22 protein-coding genes and 1 pseudogene are annotated in these 16,586 nt (G+C 60.2%); 22 read left to right on the forward strand and 1 reads right to left on the reverse strand.

Annotated features, from left to right (window positions below; genetic code table 11):
* Nucleotides 1-85 precede the first annotated feature (85 nt).
* Nucleotides 86-2,677, reverse strand: coding sequence for a DNA mismatch repair protein MutS (mutS, locus tag ACS5Q8_RS05945; protein ID WP_426099607.1), 2,592 nt, complete (start codon nt 2,675-2,677; stop codon nt 86-88).
* 198 nt (nt 2,678-2,875) lie between these two features.
* Between mutS and ACS5Q8_RS05950 the strand changes: the two genes are divergently transcribed.
* From ACS5Q8_RS05950 to ACS5Q8_RS06055, 22 genes and pseudogenes are all read left to right on the forward strand, one after another.
* Nucleotides 2,876-3,610: a LexA family transcriptional regulator gene (locus ACS5Q8_RS05950; protein WP_078833449.1), complete on the forward strand. Its 735-nt coding sequence runs from the start codon at nt 2,876-2,878 to the stop codon at nt 3,608-3,610.
* Nucleotides 3,611-4,205: 595 nt separating this feature from the next.
* Nucleotides 4,206-4,550 (forward strand): phage holin family protein, encoded by a 345-nt coding sequence (locus ACS5Q8_RS05955; protein ID WP_247396242.1) that lies wholly within the window; start codon nt 4,206-4,208, stop codon nt 4,548-4,550.
* Nucleotides 4,551-4,570: 20 nt separating this feature from the next.
* Nucleotides 4,571-5,086, forward strand: a pseudogene (locus ACS5Q8_RS05960) (hypothetical protein).
* Nucleotides 5,087-5,089: 3 nt separating this feature from the next.
* Nucleotides 5,090-5,701 (forward strand): phage baseplate assembly protein V, encoded by a 612-nt coding sequence (locus ACS5Q8_RS05965; protein ID WP_426099604.1) that lies wholly within the window; start codon nt 5,090-5,092, stop codon nt 5,699-5,701.
* Nucleotides 5,702-5,710: 9 nt separating this feature from the next.
* Nucleotides 5,711-6,043 (forward strand): phage baseplate protein, encoded by a 333-nt coding sequence (locus ACS5Q8_RS05970; RefSeq protein ID WP_276196776.1) that lies wholly within the window; start codon nt 5,711-5,713, stop codon nt 6,041-6,043.
* Complete coding sequence (locus ACS5Q8_RS05975) at nt 6,040-7,035, forward strand: baseplate J/gp47 family protein (protein ID WP_276196777.1); 996 nt, start codon at nt 6,040-6,042, stop codon at nt 7,033-7,035. The genes ACS5Q8_RS05970 and ACS5Q8_RS05975 overlap by 4 nt, the downstream gene beginning before the upstream one ends.
* Complete coding sequence (locus ACS5Q8_RS05980) at nt 7,032-7,670, forward strand: phage tail protein I (RefSeq protein WP_426099603.1); 639 nt, start codon at nt 7,032-7,034, stop codon at nt 7,668-7,670. The genes ACS5Q8_RS05975 and ACS5Q8_RS05980 overlap by 4 nt, the downstream gene beginning before the upstream one ends.
* Nucleotides 7,667-8,209 (forward strand): hypothetical protein, encoded by a 543-nt coding sequence (locus ACS5Q8_RS05985; RefSeq protein WP_465159922.1) that lies wholly within the window; start codon nt 7,667-7,669, stop codon nt 8,207-8,209. Before ACS5Q8_RS05980 ends, ACS5Q8_RS05985 begins: the two co-directional genes overlap by 4 nt.
* 109 nt (nt 8,210-8,318) lie before the next feature.
* Nucleotides 8,319-9,170: a hypothetical protein gene (locus ACS5Q8_RS05990; protein ID WP_465159923.1), complete on the forward strand. Its 852-nt coding sequence runs from the start codon at nt 8,319-8,321 to the stop codon at nt 9,168-9,170.
* The gene (locus ACS5Q8_RS05995) at nt 9,167-9,439 is read left to right on the forward strand and encodes a hypothetical protein (protein WP_465159924.1); all 273 of its coding nucleotides are present in this window, start codon (nt 9,167-9,169) and stop codon (nt 9,437-9,439) included. Before ACS5Q8_RS05990 ends, ACS5Q8_RS05995 begins: the two co-directional genes overlap by 4 nt.
* A gap of 86 nt (nt 9,440-9,525) precedes the next feature.
* Nucleotides 9,526-9,699: a hypothetical protein gene (locus tag ACS5Q8_RS06000; protein WP_465159925.1), complete on the forward strand. Its 174-nt coding sequence runs from the start codon at nt 9,526-9,528 to the stop codon at nt 9,697-9,699.
* A gap of 2 nt (nt 9,700-9,701) precedes the next feature.
* The gene (locus ACS5Q8_RS06005; protein WP_465159926.1) at nt 9,702-10,868 is read left to right on the forward strand and encodes a phage tail sheath protein; all 1,167 of its coding nucleotides are present in this window, start codon (nt 9,702-9,704) and stop codon (nt 10,866-10,868) included.
* Nucleotides 10,868-11,374, forward strand: a complete 507-nt coding sequence (locus ACS5Q8_RS06010) for a phage major tail tube protein (RefSeq protein WP_253393649.1) — start codon at nt 10,868-10,870, stop codon at nt 11,372-11,374. The genes ACS5Q8_RS06005 and ACS5Q8_RS06010 overlap by 1 nt, the downstream gene beginning before the upstream one ends.
* A 51-nt stretch (nt 11,375-11,425) precedes the next feature.
* Nucleotides 11,426-11,998, forward strand: a complete 573-nt coding sequence (locus tag ACS5Q8_RS06015; protein ID WP_465159927.1) for a phage tail assembly protein — start codon at nt 11,426-11,428, stop codon at nt 11,996-11,998.
* Nucleotides 11,995-12,120 (forward strand): hypothetical protein, encoded by a 126-nt coding sequence (locus tag ACS5Q8_RS06020; protein WP_260473885.1) that lies wholly within the window; start codon nt 11,995-11,997, stop codon nt 12,118-12,120. Before ACS5Q8_RS06015 ends, ACS5Q8_RS06020 begins: the two co-directional genes overlap by 4 nt.
* A gap of 6 nt (nt 12,121-12,126) precedes the next feature.
* Nucleotides 12,127-13,281, forward strand: a complete 1,155-nt coding sequence (locus tag ACS5Q8_RS06025) for a hypothetical protein (RefSeq protein WP_465159928.1) — start codon at nt 12,127-12,129, stop codon at nt 13,279-13,281.
* Nucleotides 13,281-13,664 carry a phage tail protein gene (locus ACS5Q8_RS06030; RefSeq protein ID WP_465159929.1) on the forward strand — a complete coding sequence of 128 codons (384 nt, stop codon included), beginning with the start codon at nt 13,281-13,283 and terminating at the stop codon, nt 13,662-13,664. The genes ACS5Q8_RS06025 and ACS5Q8_RS06030 overlap by 1 nt, the downstream gene beginning before the upstream one ends.
* A complete protein-coding gene (locus ACS5Q8_RS06035) occupies nt 13,657-13,869 on the forward strand; it encodes a tail protein X (RefSeq protein WP_465159930.1) in 213 nt (70 codons plus the stop codon). Before ACS5Q8_RS06030 ends, ACS5Q8_RS06035 begins: the two co-directional genes overlap by 8 nt.
* A gap of 12 nt (nt 13,870-13,881) precedes the next feature.
* A complete protein-coding gene (locus ACS5Q8_RS06040; RefSeq protein ID WP_465159931.1) occupies nt 13,882-14,892 on the forward strand; it encodes a phage late control D family protein in 1,011 nt (336 codons plus the stop codon).
* A 22-nt stretch (nt 14,893-14,914) separates the two neighbouring features.
* On the forward strand, nt 14,915-15,472 hold the full coding sequence (locus ACS5Q8_RS06045; protein WP_465159932.1) for a glycoside hydrolase family 19 protein: 558 nt from the start codon (nt 14,915-14,917) through the stop codon (nt 15,470-15,472).
* Entirely contained in the window at nt 15,460-15,960 is a 501-nt protein-coding gene (locus tag ACS5Q8_RS06050) for a lysis system i-spanin subunit Rz (protein WP_426099594.1), read from the forward strand. The genes ACS5Q8_RS06045 and ACS5Q8_RS06050 overlap by 13 nt, the downstream gene beginning before the upstream one ends.
* Nucleotides 15,961-16,041: 81 nt before the next feature.
* Nucleotides 16,042-16,542, forward strand: a complete 501-nt coding sequence (locus tag ACS5Q8_RS06055; RefSeq protein ID WP_465159933.1) for a CinA family protein — start codon at nt 16,042-16,044, stop codon at nt 16,540-16,542.
* Nucleotides 16,543-16,586: the final 44 nt, after the last annotated feature.

Consider the following 16,586-nt stretch of genomic DNA (forward strand, 5'->3'; position numbering starts at 1 on the left):
TTGAGAGCGATAGTCTGCGGACCAGGCTAAAAAGCCCGCAGCATCCCAAACCGCGCGAGATAATATCAGCTTGCAAGCGTCTGCGTTAGATCCGTGTCTTCAGTGTGTAGAGCATTTCCAGCGCTTTTCGCGGTGTCAAGTCGTCCAGGTCAAGTTTTGCCAACTCATCCAGCACCGGATGGGGCAGGCTGGCGAACATATCACTCTGGTGTGGCGCGCTGGATTTGCTGCTGGCCTTCTTCGGGCTGGCGATCACGGTTTCGTGGGGCAGGGCGGTGGCCTCCAGGCGGCTGAGGTGCTCGCGGGCGCGGGTGATCACGTCGTTCGGCACACCGGCCAACTGCGCCACGGCCAGGCCGTAACTCTGGCTGGCCGGCCCTGGCAACACATGGTGCAGGAACACGATACGCTCGTTGTGCTCGGTGGCATTGAGATGCACGTTGGCCACCAGCGGCTCGCTTTCCGGCAGCACGGTCAGTTCGAAGTAATGGGTGGCGAACAGCGTATAGGCGCGCAGGTGCGCCAGGCGCTCGGCCGCCGCCCAGGCCAGGGACAGGCCGTCGAAGGTGCTGGTGCCGCGGCCCACTTCGTCCATCAGCACCAGGCTGCGCTCGGTGGCGTTGTGCAGGATGTTCGCGGTTTCGCTCATTTCCACCATAAAGGTCGACCGGCCACCGGCGAGGTCATCGCTGGAACCAATCCGCGTGAAGATGCGATCCACCAGGGACAGCTCGCAACTGGCCGCCGGTACAAAGCTGCCGATATGCGCCAGCAACACGATAAGTGCGGTCTGGCGCATGTAGGTGGATTTACCGCCCATATTCGGACCGGTGATCACCAGCATGCGGGTATCGTCATCCAGCGACAGGTCGTTGGCGACGAACGGCGTGGTCAATACCTGCTCCACCACCGGGTGGCGACCCTGAACGATGCGCATGCACGGCTCGCTGACAAACCGCGGGCAGTTCAAGTCAAGGTTCAGCGCACGTTCGGCCAGGTTGCTCAGCACATCCAGTTCCGCCAGTGCGGCGGCGGTGTCTTGCAACGGCGCCAAGCGGCCGATCAAATCTTCGAGCAGCGCTTCATACAGCATCTTTTCCCGCGCCAAGGCACGGCTCTTGGCCGACAGTGCCTTATCTTCGAACGCTTTCAGCTCCGGGGTGATGAAGCGCTCGGCACCTTTTAGGGTTTGACGACGTTGATAGTCGATGGGCGCCTGCTCGGCCTGCTTGCTCGGCAACTCGATGAAGTAGCCATGCACGCGGTTGTAACCGACCTTCAGGTTGGCCAGGCCGGTGCGCGCTTTTTCGCGGGCTTCCAGGTCAATCAGGAACTGCCCGGCGTTCTCGCTCAGGGACTGCAGTTCATCCAGTTCGCTGTCGTAGCCAGTCTTGAGCACGCCGCCGTCACGGATGATCGCCGGCGGGTTGTCGATGATGGCTTTTTCCAGCAGCGCCGCCAGGTCCGGGTAGGTGCCAGCAGTTACTGCGAGTTGTTGCAGGTGTGGCGTGTCCAGTTCGGCCATCGCCACTTGCAGTTGCGGCAGGGCGCTCAAGGCATCACGCAGACGCGCCAAGTCACGGGGCCGCGCGTTGCGCAGGCCGATCCGCGCCAGGATACGCTCGATATCGCCGATTTCTTTCAACTGCGGCTGCAGCTTTTCGAAGCGATAGCCGTCCAGCAGGCAGGTAATCGACGTCTGCCGCGCTTGCAATACCGTTAAATCCCGCAGCGGGCGGTTCAGCCAACGGGTCAGCAAGCGGCTGCCCATGGCGGTCTGGCAACGGTCCACCACCGATTGCAGAGTGTTGTCGCGGCCGCCGGCCAGGTTGGTGTCCAGTTCCAGGTTACGACGGCTGGCGCCATCGAGCACGACGGTGTCGTCCAGGCGCTCATGGCGCAGGCTGCGCAAGTGCGGCAGGGCGGTGCGCTGGGTTTCCTTGGCATAGCTGAGCAGGCAACCGGCGGCGCCGATGGCCAGGGTCAGGGTTTCGCAACCGAAGCCCTTGAGGTCCTGCACGGAGAACTGTTGGCAGAGGCTTTTCAGCGCTGAATCACGCTCGAAATCCCACGGCGCGCGACGCTTGGTCCCACGACGACGTTCCGCCGGCAGGTCCTTTGGCCAATCATCCGGGATCATCAGCTCCACCGGATTGATACGCTCCAGCTCCGCCAGCAGGTTCTCCCAGCCTTTGGTCTCCATCACGCTGAAGTTGCCGCTGGTGATATCCAGTACCGCCAGGCCGAACAAGCGCTCATCGCCGAGCACCGCAGCGATCAGGTTATCGCGCCGCTCATCCAGCAGCGCCTCATCACTCACCGTCCCCGGCGTAATAATGCGCACCACCTGACGCTCCACCGGCCCCTTGCTGGTGGCCGGGTCGCCGATCTGCTCGCAGATCACCACCGACTCGCCCAGCTTCACCAGCTTGACGAGGTAGCCTTCCAACGAATGGTAAGGAATCCCACACATCGGAATCGACTGCCCCGCCGACTGCCCACGCGCGGTCAGGGTGATGTCCAGCAACTTGGCGGCCTTCTTCGCGTCTTCATAGAAGATCTCGTAGAAATCGCCCATGCGATAGAACATCAACTGATCAGGGTGCTGGTTTTTCAGGCGCCAGTACTGCTGCATCATGGGGGTGTGGCTGGACAGATCGGAAGTGTTTTTACTCATCAGATAATTAGCGAATTCGTTAAAAGGAGTGGGGCAAAGGGGGCGCTTGGCCCAGCTGATTTTGCGATGGCGGCAAGGTTAACACGCGAGGTCGACCGTTCGCAGGCCCGCTCAAAAGTCACGGAAAATGCATAAAAATGCATAGTCAATGCAAATTAGCATTTGCCAAGCCTGAAATCTGTCGTCACTATCCGCTTTATGCAAAAACGCAACGTTTCTATCGTCTTAAGAGAGCTGCTGGACCGCGACCGGATCTCCCCCACGGAGCTTCACCGGCGTACCGGCGTGCCTCAATCCACGCTGTCCCGGATCCTCAGCGGCAAGATCGTTGACCCCTCGGACAAGCACATCTCCCGCATCGCCGAGTACTTCCGCGTCAGCACCGACCAACTGCGCGGGCGCGCGGCGGTGGGCGTTTCGCGGGATGACGGGCGCGACCCGATGCATTCGGAACTCAAGGACATAAGCCTGTGGGATGACGACACCCCCGTGAATGACGACGAGGTGTCGATCCCCTTTTTGCGTGAGGTTGAATTGGCTGCTGGATCAGGAAGATTCGTCATCGAGGAAAGCGAAAAGGCCAGTCTGCGGTTCGGCAAGCGCAGCCTGCGGCATAACGGCGTGCAGTTCGACCAGGCCAAGTGCGTGACGGTGCGCGGCAACAGCATGTTGCCGGTGCTGCGTGATGGCGCGACGGTGGGGGTGAATGCGGGCAAGAGCGCGATTGGCGACATCGTCGATGGCGACTTGTACGCCATCAATCACAATGGCCAGTTGCGGGTCAAACAGCTCTATCGCCTGCCTTCCGGGATTCGCCTGCGCAGTTTCAACCGCGATGAGCACCCGGACGAGGACTACAGCTTCCAGGACATCCAGGATGAACAGATCAGCATCCTCGGTCACGTCTTCTGGTGGGGCATGTACGCCCGTTAACCTTCTCGCGTAAGACAAAGCCCGCCAATGAGCGGGCTTTTTTTCGTCCGTTGAAAGGCATCAAACCCTTTGCTAGCAAGGCTCTAAATGCATCAGTGCATTTTCATGCTGAAAATAAATGCACTTGTGCATTGACTGTATATGCATACATGCATATTCTTTGTCTCAAGCCGGCCAACAAGGTCCGGTGGAGGCGGCAAGGATGCTGCCAAGGAAGACAAGGAAGGCACGCAACATCGGCACGGACGCCATCGAAGCGATGGCAGGGATGCCAAGCAACACCGGCAAGGATGCCGACGCTCTTTAGTTTCACCGTTTTACAAGAACAGGCAGCGATGAACCGGCCTCAACGGTTCAGAGGGTTGGCAACTGACCCGGGTGTGCAGCGTAAAGCACCAGAAGCAGTTATCCGGCAGACAGGGATCGTGGTCGGAAAAACATCGAGGAAAGATCCGTACCGCGCCAGTAGCGCCGAAAGATTGAGGACCGCATTACTGAAAAGCCCGGGCAACCGGGCTTTTTGGAATGCCTACCTATAAATGGATTTACCCAAACACCGGCATTCTGCCGGCATTGCTCTGCCAGGAGGCGTGACATGACAAACGAGCAGCAAGCGTTAGCGGAAATGCCTATCTGGCTGGTGATCGTACTGGCGCTGATCGGCGGAGTTTCCGGCGAAATGTGGCGCGCCGACAAGGAGGGCGCCCGTGGTTGGTCGCTGATCCGGCGCCTGGCGCTGCGGTCTGGGGCGTGCATGGTCTGCGGGGTCTCGGCGTTGATGCTGTTGTACGCCGCCGGGATGTCGATCTGGACCGCCGGCGCCCTCGGTTGCCTGACAGCCATGGCCGGTGCGGACGTCGCCATCGGCCTATATGAACGTTGGGCGGCCAAGCGCATTGGCGTAAACGAGGCCCCGCCCTCCCGCCCGGATCAGCAGTAACCGCTGCAAGGACGCGACTCATGACATTTATCGAAAAACCTTCCCAACTGCCCATCGCAATTGGTGAAGCGCTCAAGGGCGCCTTCCCACAATTGCGCGTGGGCAATCACTAGGACTTCCAGGGCGCCGGGGATAAAACCGGCGTGCTGATTACCGTGGAACGCAACGGCCCCGGCGTTCGATCCCTTGAAGGGCGTAAGGCCCATGCACTGTCGGTGTCACTCATGGCCAGGGTTGCCAGTGGTTCGGCGCCTTACGACGCCTGCGACCTGGCCAGCCAATTGATGGATTTGGCCCTCGATAATCGCTGGGGCCTGCCGGCGGATCAGTGCGACCTACCAACCGCCATCGTCGCGGCACCGACCCTACAGGGCAGTGCCGAAACTGATTACGACACCTGGACAGTGTCCTTCACCCAAAACATCTACCTCGGCCCGCCATTACTCGAAGATCCCACTGGAAAACCTCTGTTTGCCTGCACGTGGGAAGTTTCGAGTATCGACGATCCTGACCAATACCGACCCTTGCAGGAGTAGTCCATGTTCGATGCGCTGTTACGTATGCAACTGGGACCGATCGTCGAGCGCCTGGCGGAAATGGAGGCCCAGCTCGAAGATCTGTACCGCCGTGCTGAAAGCTACTGTCGGATCGGCATCTGCCAGCAGGTCGACGCCGCCAGCAATACCTGCACCGTCAGCCACGGTGATTTGCTCACTCCAGCGATTCGTTTTTTCAACCCCAGTGCGGGGGCGCAGACTGAAACGCGGATTCCGTCAGTGGGCGAACAATGCTTGCTGCTCAACTATGGCGGCGGGGAAGGCGCTGCGCAGTCGGTGGCGCTTTTCGGGCTCAACAGTAGTCTGTTTCCGCCGGTCTCCAGCGTTGCGTCGGTGACCCGGCGCCGCCATCAGGACGGCACACAAAGTGACTATGACGACGCCAGCCACACGTTCAACTGGACCAACGGACCAACCGTCTTCAGCGGCTCCCGCGAACAGATCGAAGCGAAGATCGGCGCCGCCACGCTGCGGCTGACCGCCAACCACATCACCTTGCAACTCGGCGCCGTCGGCCTGCTATTGGATGCTGGCGGCGTGCATTTGAGCGGCCCGCTGGTGGATCACCAGGGCCGCGTGATCAGCACCGCATAAGGATTTGCCATGATCGGAATCGATAGGAACACCGGGGCAGCCGTCGATGACTGGCTGCAATTCGTGCAGCGCGCCACCCGAGCGCTGACCACCCCCGTGGGCACTCGCCAGAAGCGTCCGTTGTACGGCTCGCTGATCCCCCAACTGCTCGGGCAGAACCTCGGCGACGACCTCTTGATCCTCGCCCAAAGCCACGCCGCCCAAGCGTTCTACAACGTCGAGAACGGCATCGCCGACTTTCAACCCCAAGTCATCGTCGCCACCCGCCAGGGCGCCGGCCTGTTGCTGCGGTTTGCCGGCACCTGGAAAAACCGCCAACAATCCTTCGAGGTCATGACATGAGCATGCTGATCCCTGGCCAGAACCAACTGGCGGAGCCGGCGATCATTACCGTCGACGCGTTCGAGCCGTTGCTGGCGGAGTTCAAGGCGTTTGTCATCGACTACGTCGCCACCCGTGCGCCGCAAAGCGCCGCCAAACTCAAGGTCAGCCTCGACAACGAAAGCGAACTGCTGACCCTGGCCCTGGAAGCGTTTTGCGTGCGCCTGCAAACCCACGAACGCAAGTACAACGCGCGCATCAAGCAGATGCTGGCGTGGTGGGCCACCGGCAGTAACCTCGACGCACGCCTGGCCGATATGGGGCTGGAGCGCCAGGTGCTGGACCCCGGTGACCCGGCGGCCTTCCCGCCGGTGCCGCCGACATTGGAAAGCGACGACGACGCACGGCTGCGCTATTACTTGGCGCCCCACGCGCCGGCGGCGGGTTCGCGCATGCAGTATCGCCGCGAGGTGTTCACCCTCGGCGAACGACCGGCGGTGAACGTGCAAAGCGCGACACCGGGTGTCGTCACGGTCACCTATACCTTCGACCCGGATGGCTATGCGGCGCAGGTCAAGGATGGCAACGGCCGACGCACCGCCCCCGGTGAGGTGAGGGTGACGGTGCTGTCCAGGGACGGTGATGGAACCCCTTCTGCCGATTTGCTTGACGGCGTGCGCAGACATTTCGCACGGCCCGATGTACGGCCGGAAACGGATCTCGTCACGGTCCAAAGTGCGCAGATCCAACGCTACAAGATTCGCGTCGTGGCCAAGATCAACGCCGGCCCGGATTCGGGCCTGACCCAAGTGGCCGCGCAGCAGTTGCTGCAAACCTACGCCGAGTCCTGCCACCGCCTGGAAGGGCGAGTGGACCCGAGCTGGATCGACTACGCCATCCACAGTGCCGGAGCGGCGCAACTGCAAATCCTTGAACCGCTGGCGCCGATTGTCTGCTCGGCGTTCCAGGCACCGTATTGCACGGGCGTCGAGGTGGAGGTGCGCACGCTATGAGTGAACCCAAATCGAGTTTGTTGCCCGCCAATAGCTCACCGTTGGAAAAGGCGTTGGACCTGGGGTTTGGCACGTTGCTCGAGCGGATCATGCCGCCGTTTCCGGCATTGATGAACCCGCTGCAAACACCCTCCGAATTCCTTCCCTACCTGGCCGCCGATCGGGGCGTCAGCGAATGGGACGCGGATGCCAGCGAGGCGGAAAAGCGTCTCACCGTGGGCTTGTCCTGGCAGATCCAGCGCCAGGCGGGCACGCCCAAGGCCTTGAGTTATGCGGTGGAGTCGCTGGGTTTCAGCCCCAACATTAGCGCCTGGTATCAACAGCGGCCGCTGGGCGTGCCTTACACCTTCGATGTGCAGGCGATCATCGGGCGCAGTTGGTCCAGCGGCGACCATAACCGCTTGATCCGCCGTATCAACGCCGCGAAGAGCGAGCGCGATCAGGCGACGATTACCGTGGTTCACCAGACGCAAGCACGCCTTGGCCTGACCGCGATTGTCCACGCCCCGTTTAACGACAGCGAGTTCAGCCTGCAGGGCGTATTACCCGAACTTGCCTTGGGCGCTCGACTTAACAGTGCCGGCGTTGCCCGGCACTACACCATTAACGACTACGACCTCAGGGCGCAGCCATGACAGATGACATTACGCGCCTGGTGCGCTTCACCTCCAAAGGTTTGGATGAAGTGCTGCAGGCAAAGAACCAGGGCTTGAAAGGCGAAATCACCCACATCGGCGCCGGCACCGGCCGCTACAACCCTGACGGCACGGAAGTGGCCTTGCGTGACGAGCGCCAGCGGGTCGCCATTGTGGATTACGAGGATTTGGGCGAGCGCCAACTCAGGATGGCCGCGCTGTTCGATGGCGAAGGCGAGTATGAGATTGGTGAGTTTGGTTTTTACCTCGCCAGTGGGACGCTGTTGGCGGTGTATTCCGTTGCAGGGAAGTTGCTGACGTATAAAGCGGCGGCGGCTCGGGTGCTGCAGAAGTTTACGTTGGATGTTTCGCCGTTGCCGGCGGAGAGCGTGACGGTGGTGGTGGGGGCTGAAAATTTGAATATCCTGTTGGTTGATGAGTTGGCTGCCATTTCCGCTGCAAATATCGACAATATGACAAGAGGTCTAAATGTTCTATTTCGGGTGATGGCCTTGGAGGCGAAAGCTGGTGCGAGGTGAGTGTGGGGGCGGGAGCTGAAAAGGTAATTCTGCAACTAATGGGTTTAGCATTCGTAGCCGTATTGGATGATAAGTTTGAAAATTAACAGTTAAATAAGGAAGTTAAATCTTGAGCGCAGAACAGCAAATTGCAGCACTTGTAAGTGCCGCGAATGGTTTGACCGCTGCGGTAAATAATAAGATCGCAGAAATTGATAGTTCAGTTTTGGCTGCGGTTCGCACGATTCCCAATATGTCGAAAGAGTTATTTGTCGATGCCATGGATGGCAGCGACTCTGCACTCGGTACGGCCTCGGCACCATTGAAGACAATCGGCGAAGCAATGTCTAGAACGGGAACAATACCCTATGTGATGATTAACTTGAAAGCTTCTCAGTCACATGAGTTTTCAGGCAAAAGTGAACAGTATTGCTATCGAGTAGTATCAAATAAGGTGGTCTTTGCACGTTGGGGGAGTGGTAGTAATCCTGTATTCACTCCGAGAGTTGGTGAATTCTCGCCAGGCACCTCAAATCTGCATTTTATCTCGCTTGAGGGTGGCTCTGTTTACTATCGAGCAGTAGACGTCGTTATGCCGGTGGTCTTGAAGTCGGGAACTTCGGGTTGGTACTATTTTGGTTCGTCGCTTTTCTATCGAGGTCACGGCCTAGAGTCGACAGTACAGGGATTGGTTTCATTCTCGGGTTCAACACTTCGGTTGGGCGTAGGCAACATTTTTTACTCTGGATATACGGCAAACTATCGTGTTGATATTAATATGACGACGATCGATACCGCTGTCTCAAGTTCTTTTGCGGATCTCACCGGCGGCACGATGGTGCTCTCGACTATAGCCTCTACGGTAACTGGGAGCAAAACGTGGGCGCATTTGGTAAAGGGCGTAGTGCGTGATTCGCGTGGAAGCTTGTCCAACTTCCTTAGTAATATTGGCAGTGTTGTGGCGGATGGAGGGCAGCAATGATCAAGGAATTTAAATTTGGCGGTCAGACAACTTACAATGTTACCGCTCAGCAATTGTTAGATATGGGTTTTTTGCAGCCGGACATTGATGCTGCCTTAAAGGCGCAAGACATTGCCGATGTAGACTTTAATCGGCGCCTAGCTTATCGGACTGACTCTGATCCGCTTTATATGGAGTGGCAGTATGATCAGACCGAAATCAAAGAAAAGGAATGGCGTGCAAAGATAGCTGAAATCAAGGCCCGCTTCCCGTTGCCGGAACACAAATAACCCCTCACCGCGAAAGCGGTTTTTTTTCGTCTCCCCAAAGCCCTCCCGCAGGGGCTTTGGTGTTTTCCACTCGGAGAATTCAACACATGCCTAACCGCCAAACCTACACCGTCCTAATCCCATTCCCCACCGGCGCCGGCCATTGGTCCCGCGTCGGCCAGGAACTGGAACTGCTGGACGTCGAAGCATCCGCCCTGCGCACCGCCGGCCGCTTGGAACTGACCAGCGTCCTCGATACCACCCCCAAGAAGGCTGAATAACCATGGCAGAAGTTCTGAACTTCGAGCACAACGGCATCACCGTCAATGCCACCGAATCCCCCGAGGCCATGGGTGGCCTGGGTGACAACGTCATCGGTCTGGTCGGCACCGCGCCGAATGCGCATGCATCGATCCCGAAAAACGCCCCGTTCCGCATCAACAGCTTCACCACCCAGGCGCTGCTGGACCCTAGCGGCAGTGAGTCGGGCACGCTGTTTCAGGCGGTGTACCAGATCCTCAAAGTGGTCAAGGTGCCGGTCTACGTGGTGATCGTGGAGGAGGGCGCGACCCCGGCTGACACGCTCAACAATGTGATCGGCGGTAACGAACCGATTACCGGGCGCAAACTCGGCCTGGCGGCCCTGAGCAGTGTCCCGGAAGACCTGACCATCATCGGCGCCCCAGGCTTCACTGGCACCAAGGCCGTGGCGGGCGAGTTCGCCGCCTTCGGCAAGCGCATCAAGGCCCGCGTGGTGCTGGATGGCAAGGACGCCTCAGTTGCCGATCAGGTGACCTACAGCGGCGAGCTGGGCGGTGCCGATCTTGGCTTCGACCGTTGCCTGCTGGTACACAACATGCCGTCGGTGTACTCCAAGGCGGCGAAGAAGAACGTGTTTCTTTCGCCGTCGTCCCTGGCCATCTCTGCCCTGGCCAAGGTCAAACAGTGGGAAAGCCCGGGCAATCAGGTGACTTTCGCCGAAGACGTTTCTCGCGTGGTTGAGTACAACATCCTCGACACATCCACCGAAGGCGACCTGCTCAACCGCTACGGCGTGAGCTACTACGCTCGCACCATCCTCGGCGGTTTTTCGCTGCTGGGTAACCGCTCGATCACCGGCAAGTTCATCAGCTACGTCGGCTTGGAAGACGCCATCAGCCGCAAGCTGGTCAAGGCCGGGCAGAAGGCCATGGCCAAGAACCTCACCAAGTCCTTTATGGACCAAGAGGTCAAGCGCATCAACGACTGGCTGCAAACCCTGGTCGCTGACGAAACTATCCCCGGTGGTAGCGTGTACCTGCACCCGGAGTTGAACAGTGTCGAGAAGTACAAGAACGGTACCTGGTTCATCGTTATCGACTACGGCCGCTACGCGCCGAACGAACACATGATTTATCAACTCAATGCCCGCGATGAAATCATCGAGCAGTTCCTGGAGGACGTTCTCTAATGTTTACCAACCGAGTCAGACAGGCCATTGCGGCCACCCTCCAAGGCCTGCCGCTGTCCGCGACCGTGGAAGAATTCACCCCGCCGAAGATCGAGTTCGACATGGAGCCCATGTCCGGTGGGCGCTTCATTGCCGAGGAAATGGCCAAGAGCGGCAAAGTGCTCAATGCCAAGCTGATCCTGCAAGGCGCCGGCCCGGAAATCATGTTGGCCCTGGGCGTGCGGATGGGGGACGACATTCTGCTGAACGTGCGTGAAGCCGGCCAGGACCAGGACGGCAAGACCTACTTCACCTACCACACCGTGGGCGGCAAGCTCAAATCCCTGGAGGAGGCAAAGCTGAAGATGGGCGAGAAGGCCACCACCACGCTGGAGCTGTCCTGCCGCACCTATAACCGCCTGGAAAACGGCATCTCGGTGATCGACATCGACGTGCGTACCCAGAAGTTCGTCCTCAACGGCGTCGACATTCTGGGCGACGCCCGCCGTGCGGTGTTGATGCCGTAAACCCTCGGGGGCGGGCGCGCTCGCCCCCCCACTCGACCAAGGAATTGCCCCATGGCCTGGATGCCGCCGCTGCACCTCCTGCTGTCCCCGATCACCGCCGATACCGGCGCGACGATCCAGCAGGTTCAACTCAAACCGTTGTTCTACGCCGCGCAAAAAGACGCGCTGGCCCGGGCCGGTGATGACGAGGACGACCAGTTTTTCGAACTGGCGAAACTCGCCACCGGCCTGTCGGAAAAAGAGCTCGACCAACTCAAGCGCCCGGACTACGTGAGCATCGCCCAGTACGTACACGAAATGTCGACTCGCCCAGCGTGGTTCTTCCTGGACCCGCTTGACGCGCCGACCTTCGACGAGCCCGTTCAATTGTTGCTGCCCCTGGAGGCCGCCGGCCGCACCTTCAGCGCATTGCCCCTGGAAATGCCCGCCCTGCGCGCGACCAAAGTGATGAAAAAACTCGCCACCAACAAAGAGCGCGCCGAGTTCATCACCGCCCACTGCACCGGCCTGATGATCCCCGACCTGGCTGGCCTGACCGTGCCTGACTGGACGGAGTTGCAGGAGCGCATCGATGATTTTTTAAACAAACCGGCGGACTTCTTTCGGCGCGCGACATCGAAGTGATTCTCGACGTGGTGCCGCTGATTTACTCGGTCAATGAAGCGGAAATCCTCGACTGGGACGCCGGAAAAGCACTGCGCCGCTACGACATCGCGATCAATCGCCTTGGCGTCAAACAGGAGTAGAGCGGGATGCAAGAGACTCAATACGAGATCAGGCTCGCCGAGGAAGACAAGCGCTGGATGACCTTTGCGGCCCTGTCCAACGATGCGACGCTCAACAGTGTGCTGACACCCCTTCCCGAAAGTTTTGTCGGGCCTTCCAGCCTGGATGCCGAACCGCAGCCATCGTCGGAACTCGGCCTGGCGCTGGTCACGGTGAGCCTGGATATCAACGCCTTGACCCTGGAGCAAGTGCGGCTGCGCGAGACACTGGAAACGCTCAACAGCACGTTATTCATTACCAGTGATTCACTGGCGCTCAGGACGGTCGATACCGCCTCGCAGGCGCAGAACAGTCAGCCCAAAGAACCGCCGCCGGCAGCCGACTCCTGGGTCGACAAAGGCCTACAGTTCGGGGCCGATGCGGCGAAGACCATTGCCAAGGATGTGGGCTCAAGTTTGTGGGATACGGTCAAGAGCAGGGTCTCGGGCAAGGCCATCGATGCACTGGCGCAAAAGTTTCCCAAAGCCGGCAAGTGGCTCAAAGACGACAAAGGCAAGGACTGCTGCTGCCGCGGCGAATCTCTTCGTGGCGCCACCACCCCGAGCATCATCTTGCCGCCTGGCTATGACCGTACTGGCGGGAAAAAGACTTCCGGTAAGAAAACCGGCCAGTCGACGCTGTGGCGGGCGTTGCCCGTTCCCCGTGGCCTTGGCCCGTTAAAGTATGCCGACACCGCCATCAATGTGATCCAGGGTCTACGCGATGGCGACGCGAAAACAGTCGCCACCGGCCTGTCTACGGCCGGTGGTGCCTGGGCCGGCGCCTCCGCCGGTGCGGCCATCGGCACCCTGGTTTTCCCGGGCATCGGCACGGCTGTAGGCGGCGCAATCGGCGGCTTGCTCGGCAGTGAGGCGGGCGCTTGGCTCGGGGACAAACTGTTCAGCCCAGGTGACCGCCTGCCTGCACCCAATGCCGTCAGCAAGGAGCTCAACAGCGCGCGCTCGGACAACGTGCAAGTCACCCTTGCCCCCAGCATCCAGATCACCGGCGTCAACCCTGCCGATGCCCAGCAGGTGGTCAACCAGGTGATCCAGGCCCTGCAATTCCAATGCATGCCGATGCTCTCCGACACCCTCGGGCTCCGGCGCAACGCGGCACTGGCCGATCCAGGAGGTGATTGATGCGACAACAGATGGTGCTGGGCGATTTCATTTTTGGGCTCGTCCGTGGGTTTGCCTATTCCTCGCTGACCCGTAACAGCGACGGCGGCTGGGCTGACCTGACGATTATCGCGAGCAAATCGCAGTCGCGGCAGAACGGCCAGAAACTGGAAAAACTCACCTTCGGCGGCACGGTGATGTACGGCGTGGGGATGCAACGCTTGGACGAGCTGCGCGCCCTGCAAAATCAATGCGTGCCGCTGCCGCTGGTGGATGGTATCGGCCGCAACTGGGGCTTGTGGCGGATCAATTCGGTGATGGAAACCCAAAGCAACGTGATCGATGACGGCACCGCCATGCTCATGACCTGGACCCTTGAACTGGAGGAATTCGTCAATGCGTAGAGTGCGAAGTATTGCCGGTGATTCAGTCAACCTGCTGCTCTACCGCGAACTGGGACGTTGCGATGATGCTGCGGAAGAAACCCTCTGGCGCTTGAACCCCACGCTTGCCGAATACGGCCCGGTGCTGCCGGCTGGCGTGCGGGTGATCGTGCCGGAAATGGCGTCGCGGCCGGCTGCGCTGCGCCTCGTTTCGGCCTGGGATTAAGAAGGAGGCTACATGGCTCAGGGATTTACGCCCATTGTGGAGTTCTATGGCGCCAACGCGGCGCTGCTCAATCAACGTCTGATGCACTGGAGCCACACCGACGCGGCGGGCATTCAGTCCGACCGCCTCGAACTGACGATCAACATCGAGGGCCTGGAGGGCCTGCCGAGCCTGAGTGGCAAGATCGGTTTGCGCGTCGGTTATAAGGAGTCTGGCTTGGTGGAAAAAGGCGAGTTTGTCATCACCCAGCGCACGCCGGTGCTATTTCCCATGCGCCTGATGCTCGTCGCCACCGCAGCGCCCTTCAGCGTGGGCGATGCCAGTGGTTACCGCCAGCGTCGCTCCGCCAGTTATGGACCGATCACCCTGGGCGCGTTGTTTCGCCAACTGGTCAGCCGCCACGGCTATTCACCGCGGGTGGCGCCGACGCTGGAAGGCATTGCGATTGCTCACATCGACCAATCCAATGAAAGCGACATGGCGTTCATCACCCGCCTGGCCAAACGCTATGGCGCCGTCACCAAACCGATCAACGAACTGTACGTGCTCGCCGAGGCCGGGCAGCTCATGTCGCTCTCCGGCCAGCAACTGCCGGACGTGAAACTGTCGGTCACTCAGGACAATCGCCCCGGCAATCAAGCATTCATCACCGCCAAGCTCGACGAAACGTCGCGTTCCAAATACCAGGGCAGCCGCGTCACCTGGTGGGATGCCGCCGCGTGCAGGCAGCGCGTGGTTCAGGTCGGGATTGCGCCGTTCAAAACGTTGCGCCAGCGCTGTCAGAACGAAGCCGAGGCGCGGGCGGTGGCTGAGGGGGAGTTGCGCCGCGTGGGGCGTGAAGACCTCAAGTTGCTGATCGATTGTCCGGGGAACCCGCTGTTGTCGGCCGAAGGGTTGTTGCTGCTGGATGACACCTGGCCTTCCTACATGCAGGGACGCTGGTCGATTACCAAGGTGACGCACGTAGGCGACCCGGTGACGGGCTATCGCAGTTCGGTCACAGCCGGCGGGTTGTCGGCGTAATGCCTTTTACGGAGTAGGACTCATGCTGATAACACTGCCCCAGTTGCTTTACGTCATGCCGGGTGCTCGCCTTAGCGCGGGCGTTTTTCTATCCTCGTTAAACACGGCATTCGCTCGGTACGCGATCACTACTCCCAAACGCCTCGCCGCTTGCCTCGCCCAGATCGGCCACGAATCCGGCGAGTTGCGCTATGTCCGCGAACTGGGCAGCGATCAATACCTGAGCAAATACGATACCGGCACCCTGGCTGCTCGCCTGGGCAACACCCCCGAAGCGGATGGCGACGGCCAGAAGTACCGGGGCAGGGGGCTGATTCAGATCACCGGGTGTCGCAACTATTTAATCTGTAGCCACGCGCTGTTTGGCGACGAGCGCCTGCTGCTGCAACCGCAATTGCTGGAACAACCGCAATGGGCCGCCGAATCCGCCGCCTGGTTCTGGCACAGCAACGGCCTGAACGAACTCGCGGACAACGACCAGTTCAGCACCATCACCCGGCGCATCAACGGTGGTCTCAACGGCCTGGAGGAGCGTTTGCGATTGTGGGCGCGCGCGAAGGCGGTGCTATGCGTTTCCTAGCGGCCTGGCGCCTGATCGGCGTATGCCTGCTGAGCGCGTTTGTGTGGCAGGTGCAAGCCTGGCGCTATGGCGCGCAGCTTGAGGCGCAATCGGCGGCCCAGGCGCAGGCGCTCAGCCAGCAAAACCAGCTAGCCTTGCGCCAGCAACAGGCGCAGCAGGACCAACGGCGGGCGCTTGAGCAACAACTCAGCGCCAGCGACCAGCAACATGCTCGGGAGTTGAGCGATGCACAACGTAATCAGGCCGCTCTGCGCGATCGCCTGGCCACTGCTGATGTGCGGTTGTCAGTCCTTCTCGACACCGGTGACTGCGCCAGTGGCTGCGCAATGCCAGCCCCCACCACCACCGGCGGCGTGGTTCATGCAGCCCCACGAGCCCGACTTGACCCGGCGCATGCTCAGCGAATTATCGCCATCACCGACGACGGTGATAACGCCGTGATCGCCTTGCGTGGCTGTCAGGCGTATGTGCGGGCCATCGTGCGTTAGTGTCTTGAGGCATGCTGCAACTTGCATGGCTGATGGGCTCCTGTAGGGTAGGCAAACGCCCGCCCACTCCAGGAGACGACCGTGAAAGAAATCACCCCACTTGCCGCTGAACTGGGTCGACGTTTACAGGTGCTCAATGCCCACGTCACCACTGCCGAGTCGTGTACCGGTGGCGGCATAGCCGAAGCCATCACGCGGATACCCGGGAGTTCGGCGTGGTTCGAGGCGGGATATGTCACCTATTCCAACCGGCAGAAGACTCGGCAGTTGGATGTGCCGGAGGCGCTGTTCGGCAAAGTGGGGGCCGTCAGTCGCGAGGTGGTCGAGGCCATGGTCAGGGGCGCCCAGGAAAAAAGCCTGGCGCGCTTTGCCGTGGCGGTCAGCGGCGTGGCCGGCCCCGATGGCGGCTCGCCGGACAAGCCGGTAGGCACGGTATGGCTGGCTTTCGGCGTGGGTGTCGAGGTCACGGCCGAGCTCCAGCACTTCCCCGGCAACCGCGACGAGGTCCGCCGACAAACGGTAAAGGCCGCGCTAGAGGGCTTGTTGCGACGAGCTGCAGCAGAAATAGAAAATCAGGGGTAGGCGATCTCCGATCTTTGTGGAACAATACTGTCTACTTATACAGG

Source organism: Pseudomonas sp. PAMC25584 (assembly GCF_058135675.1).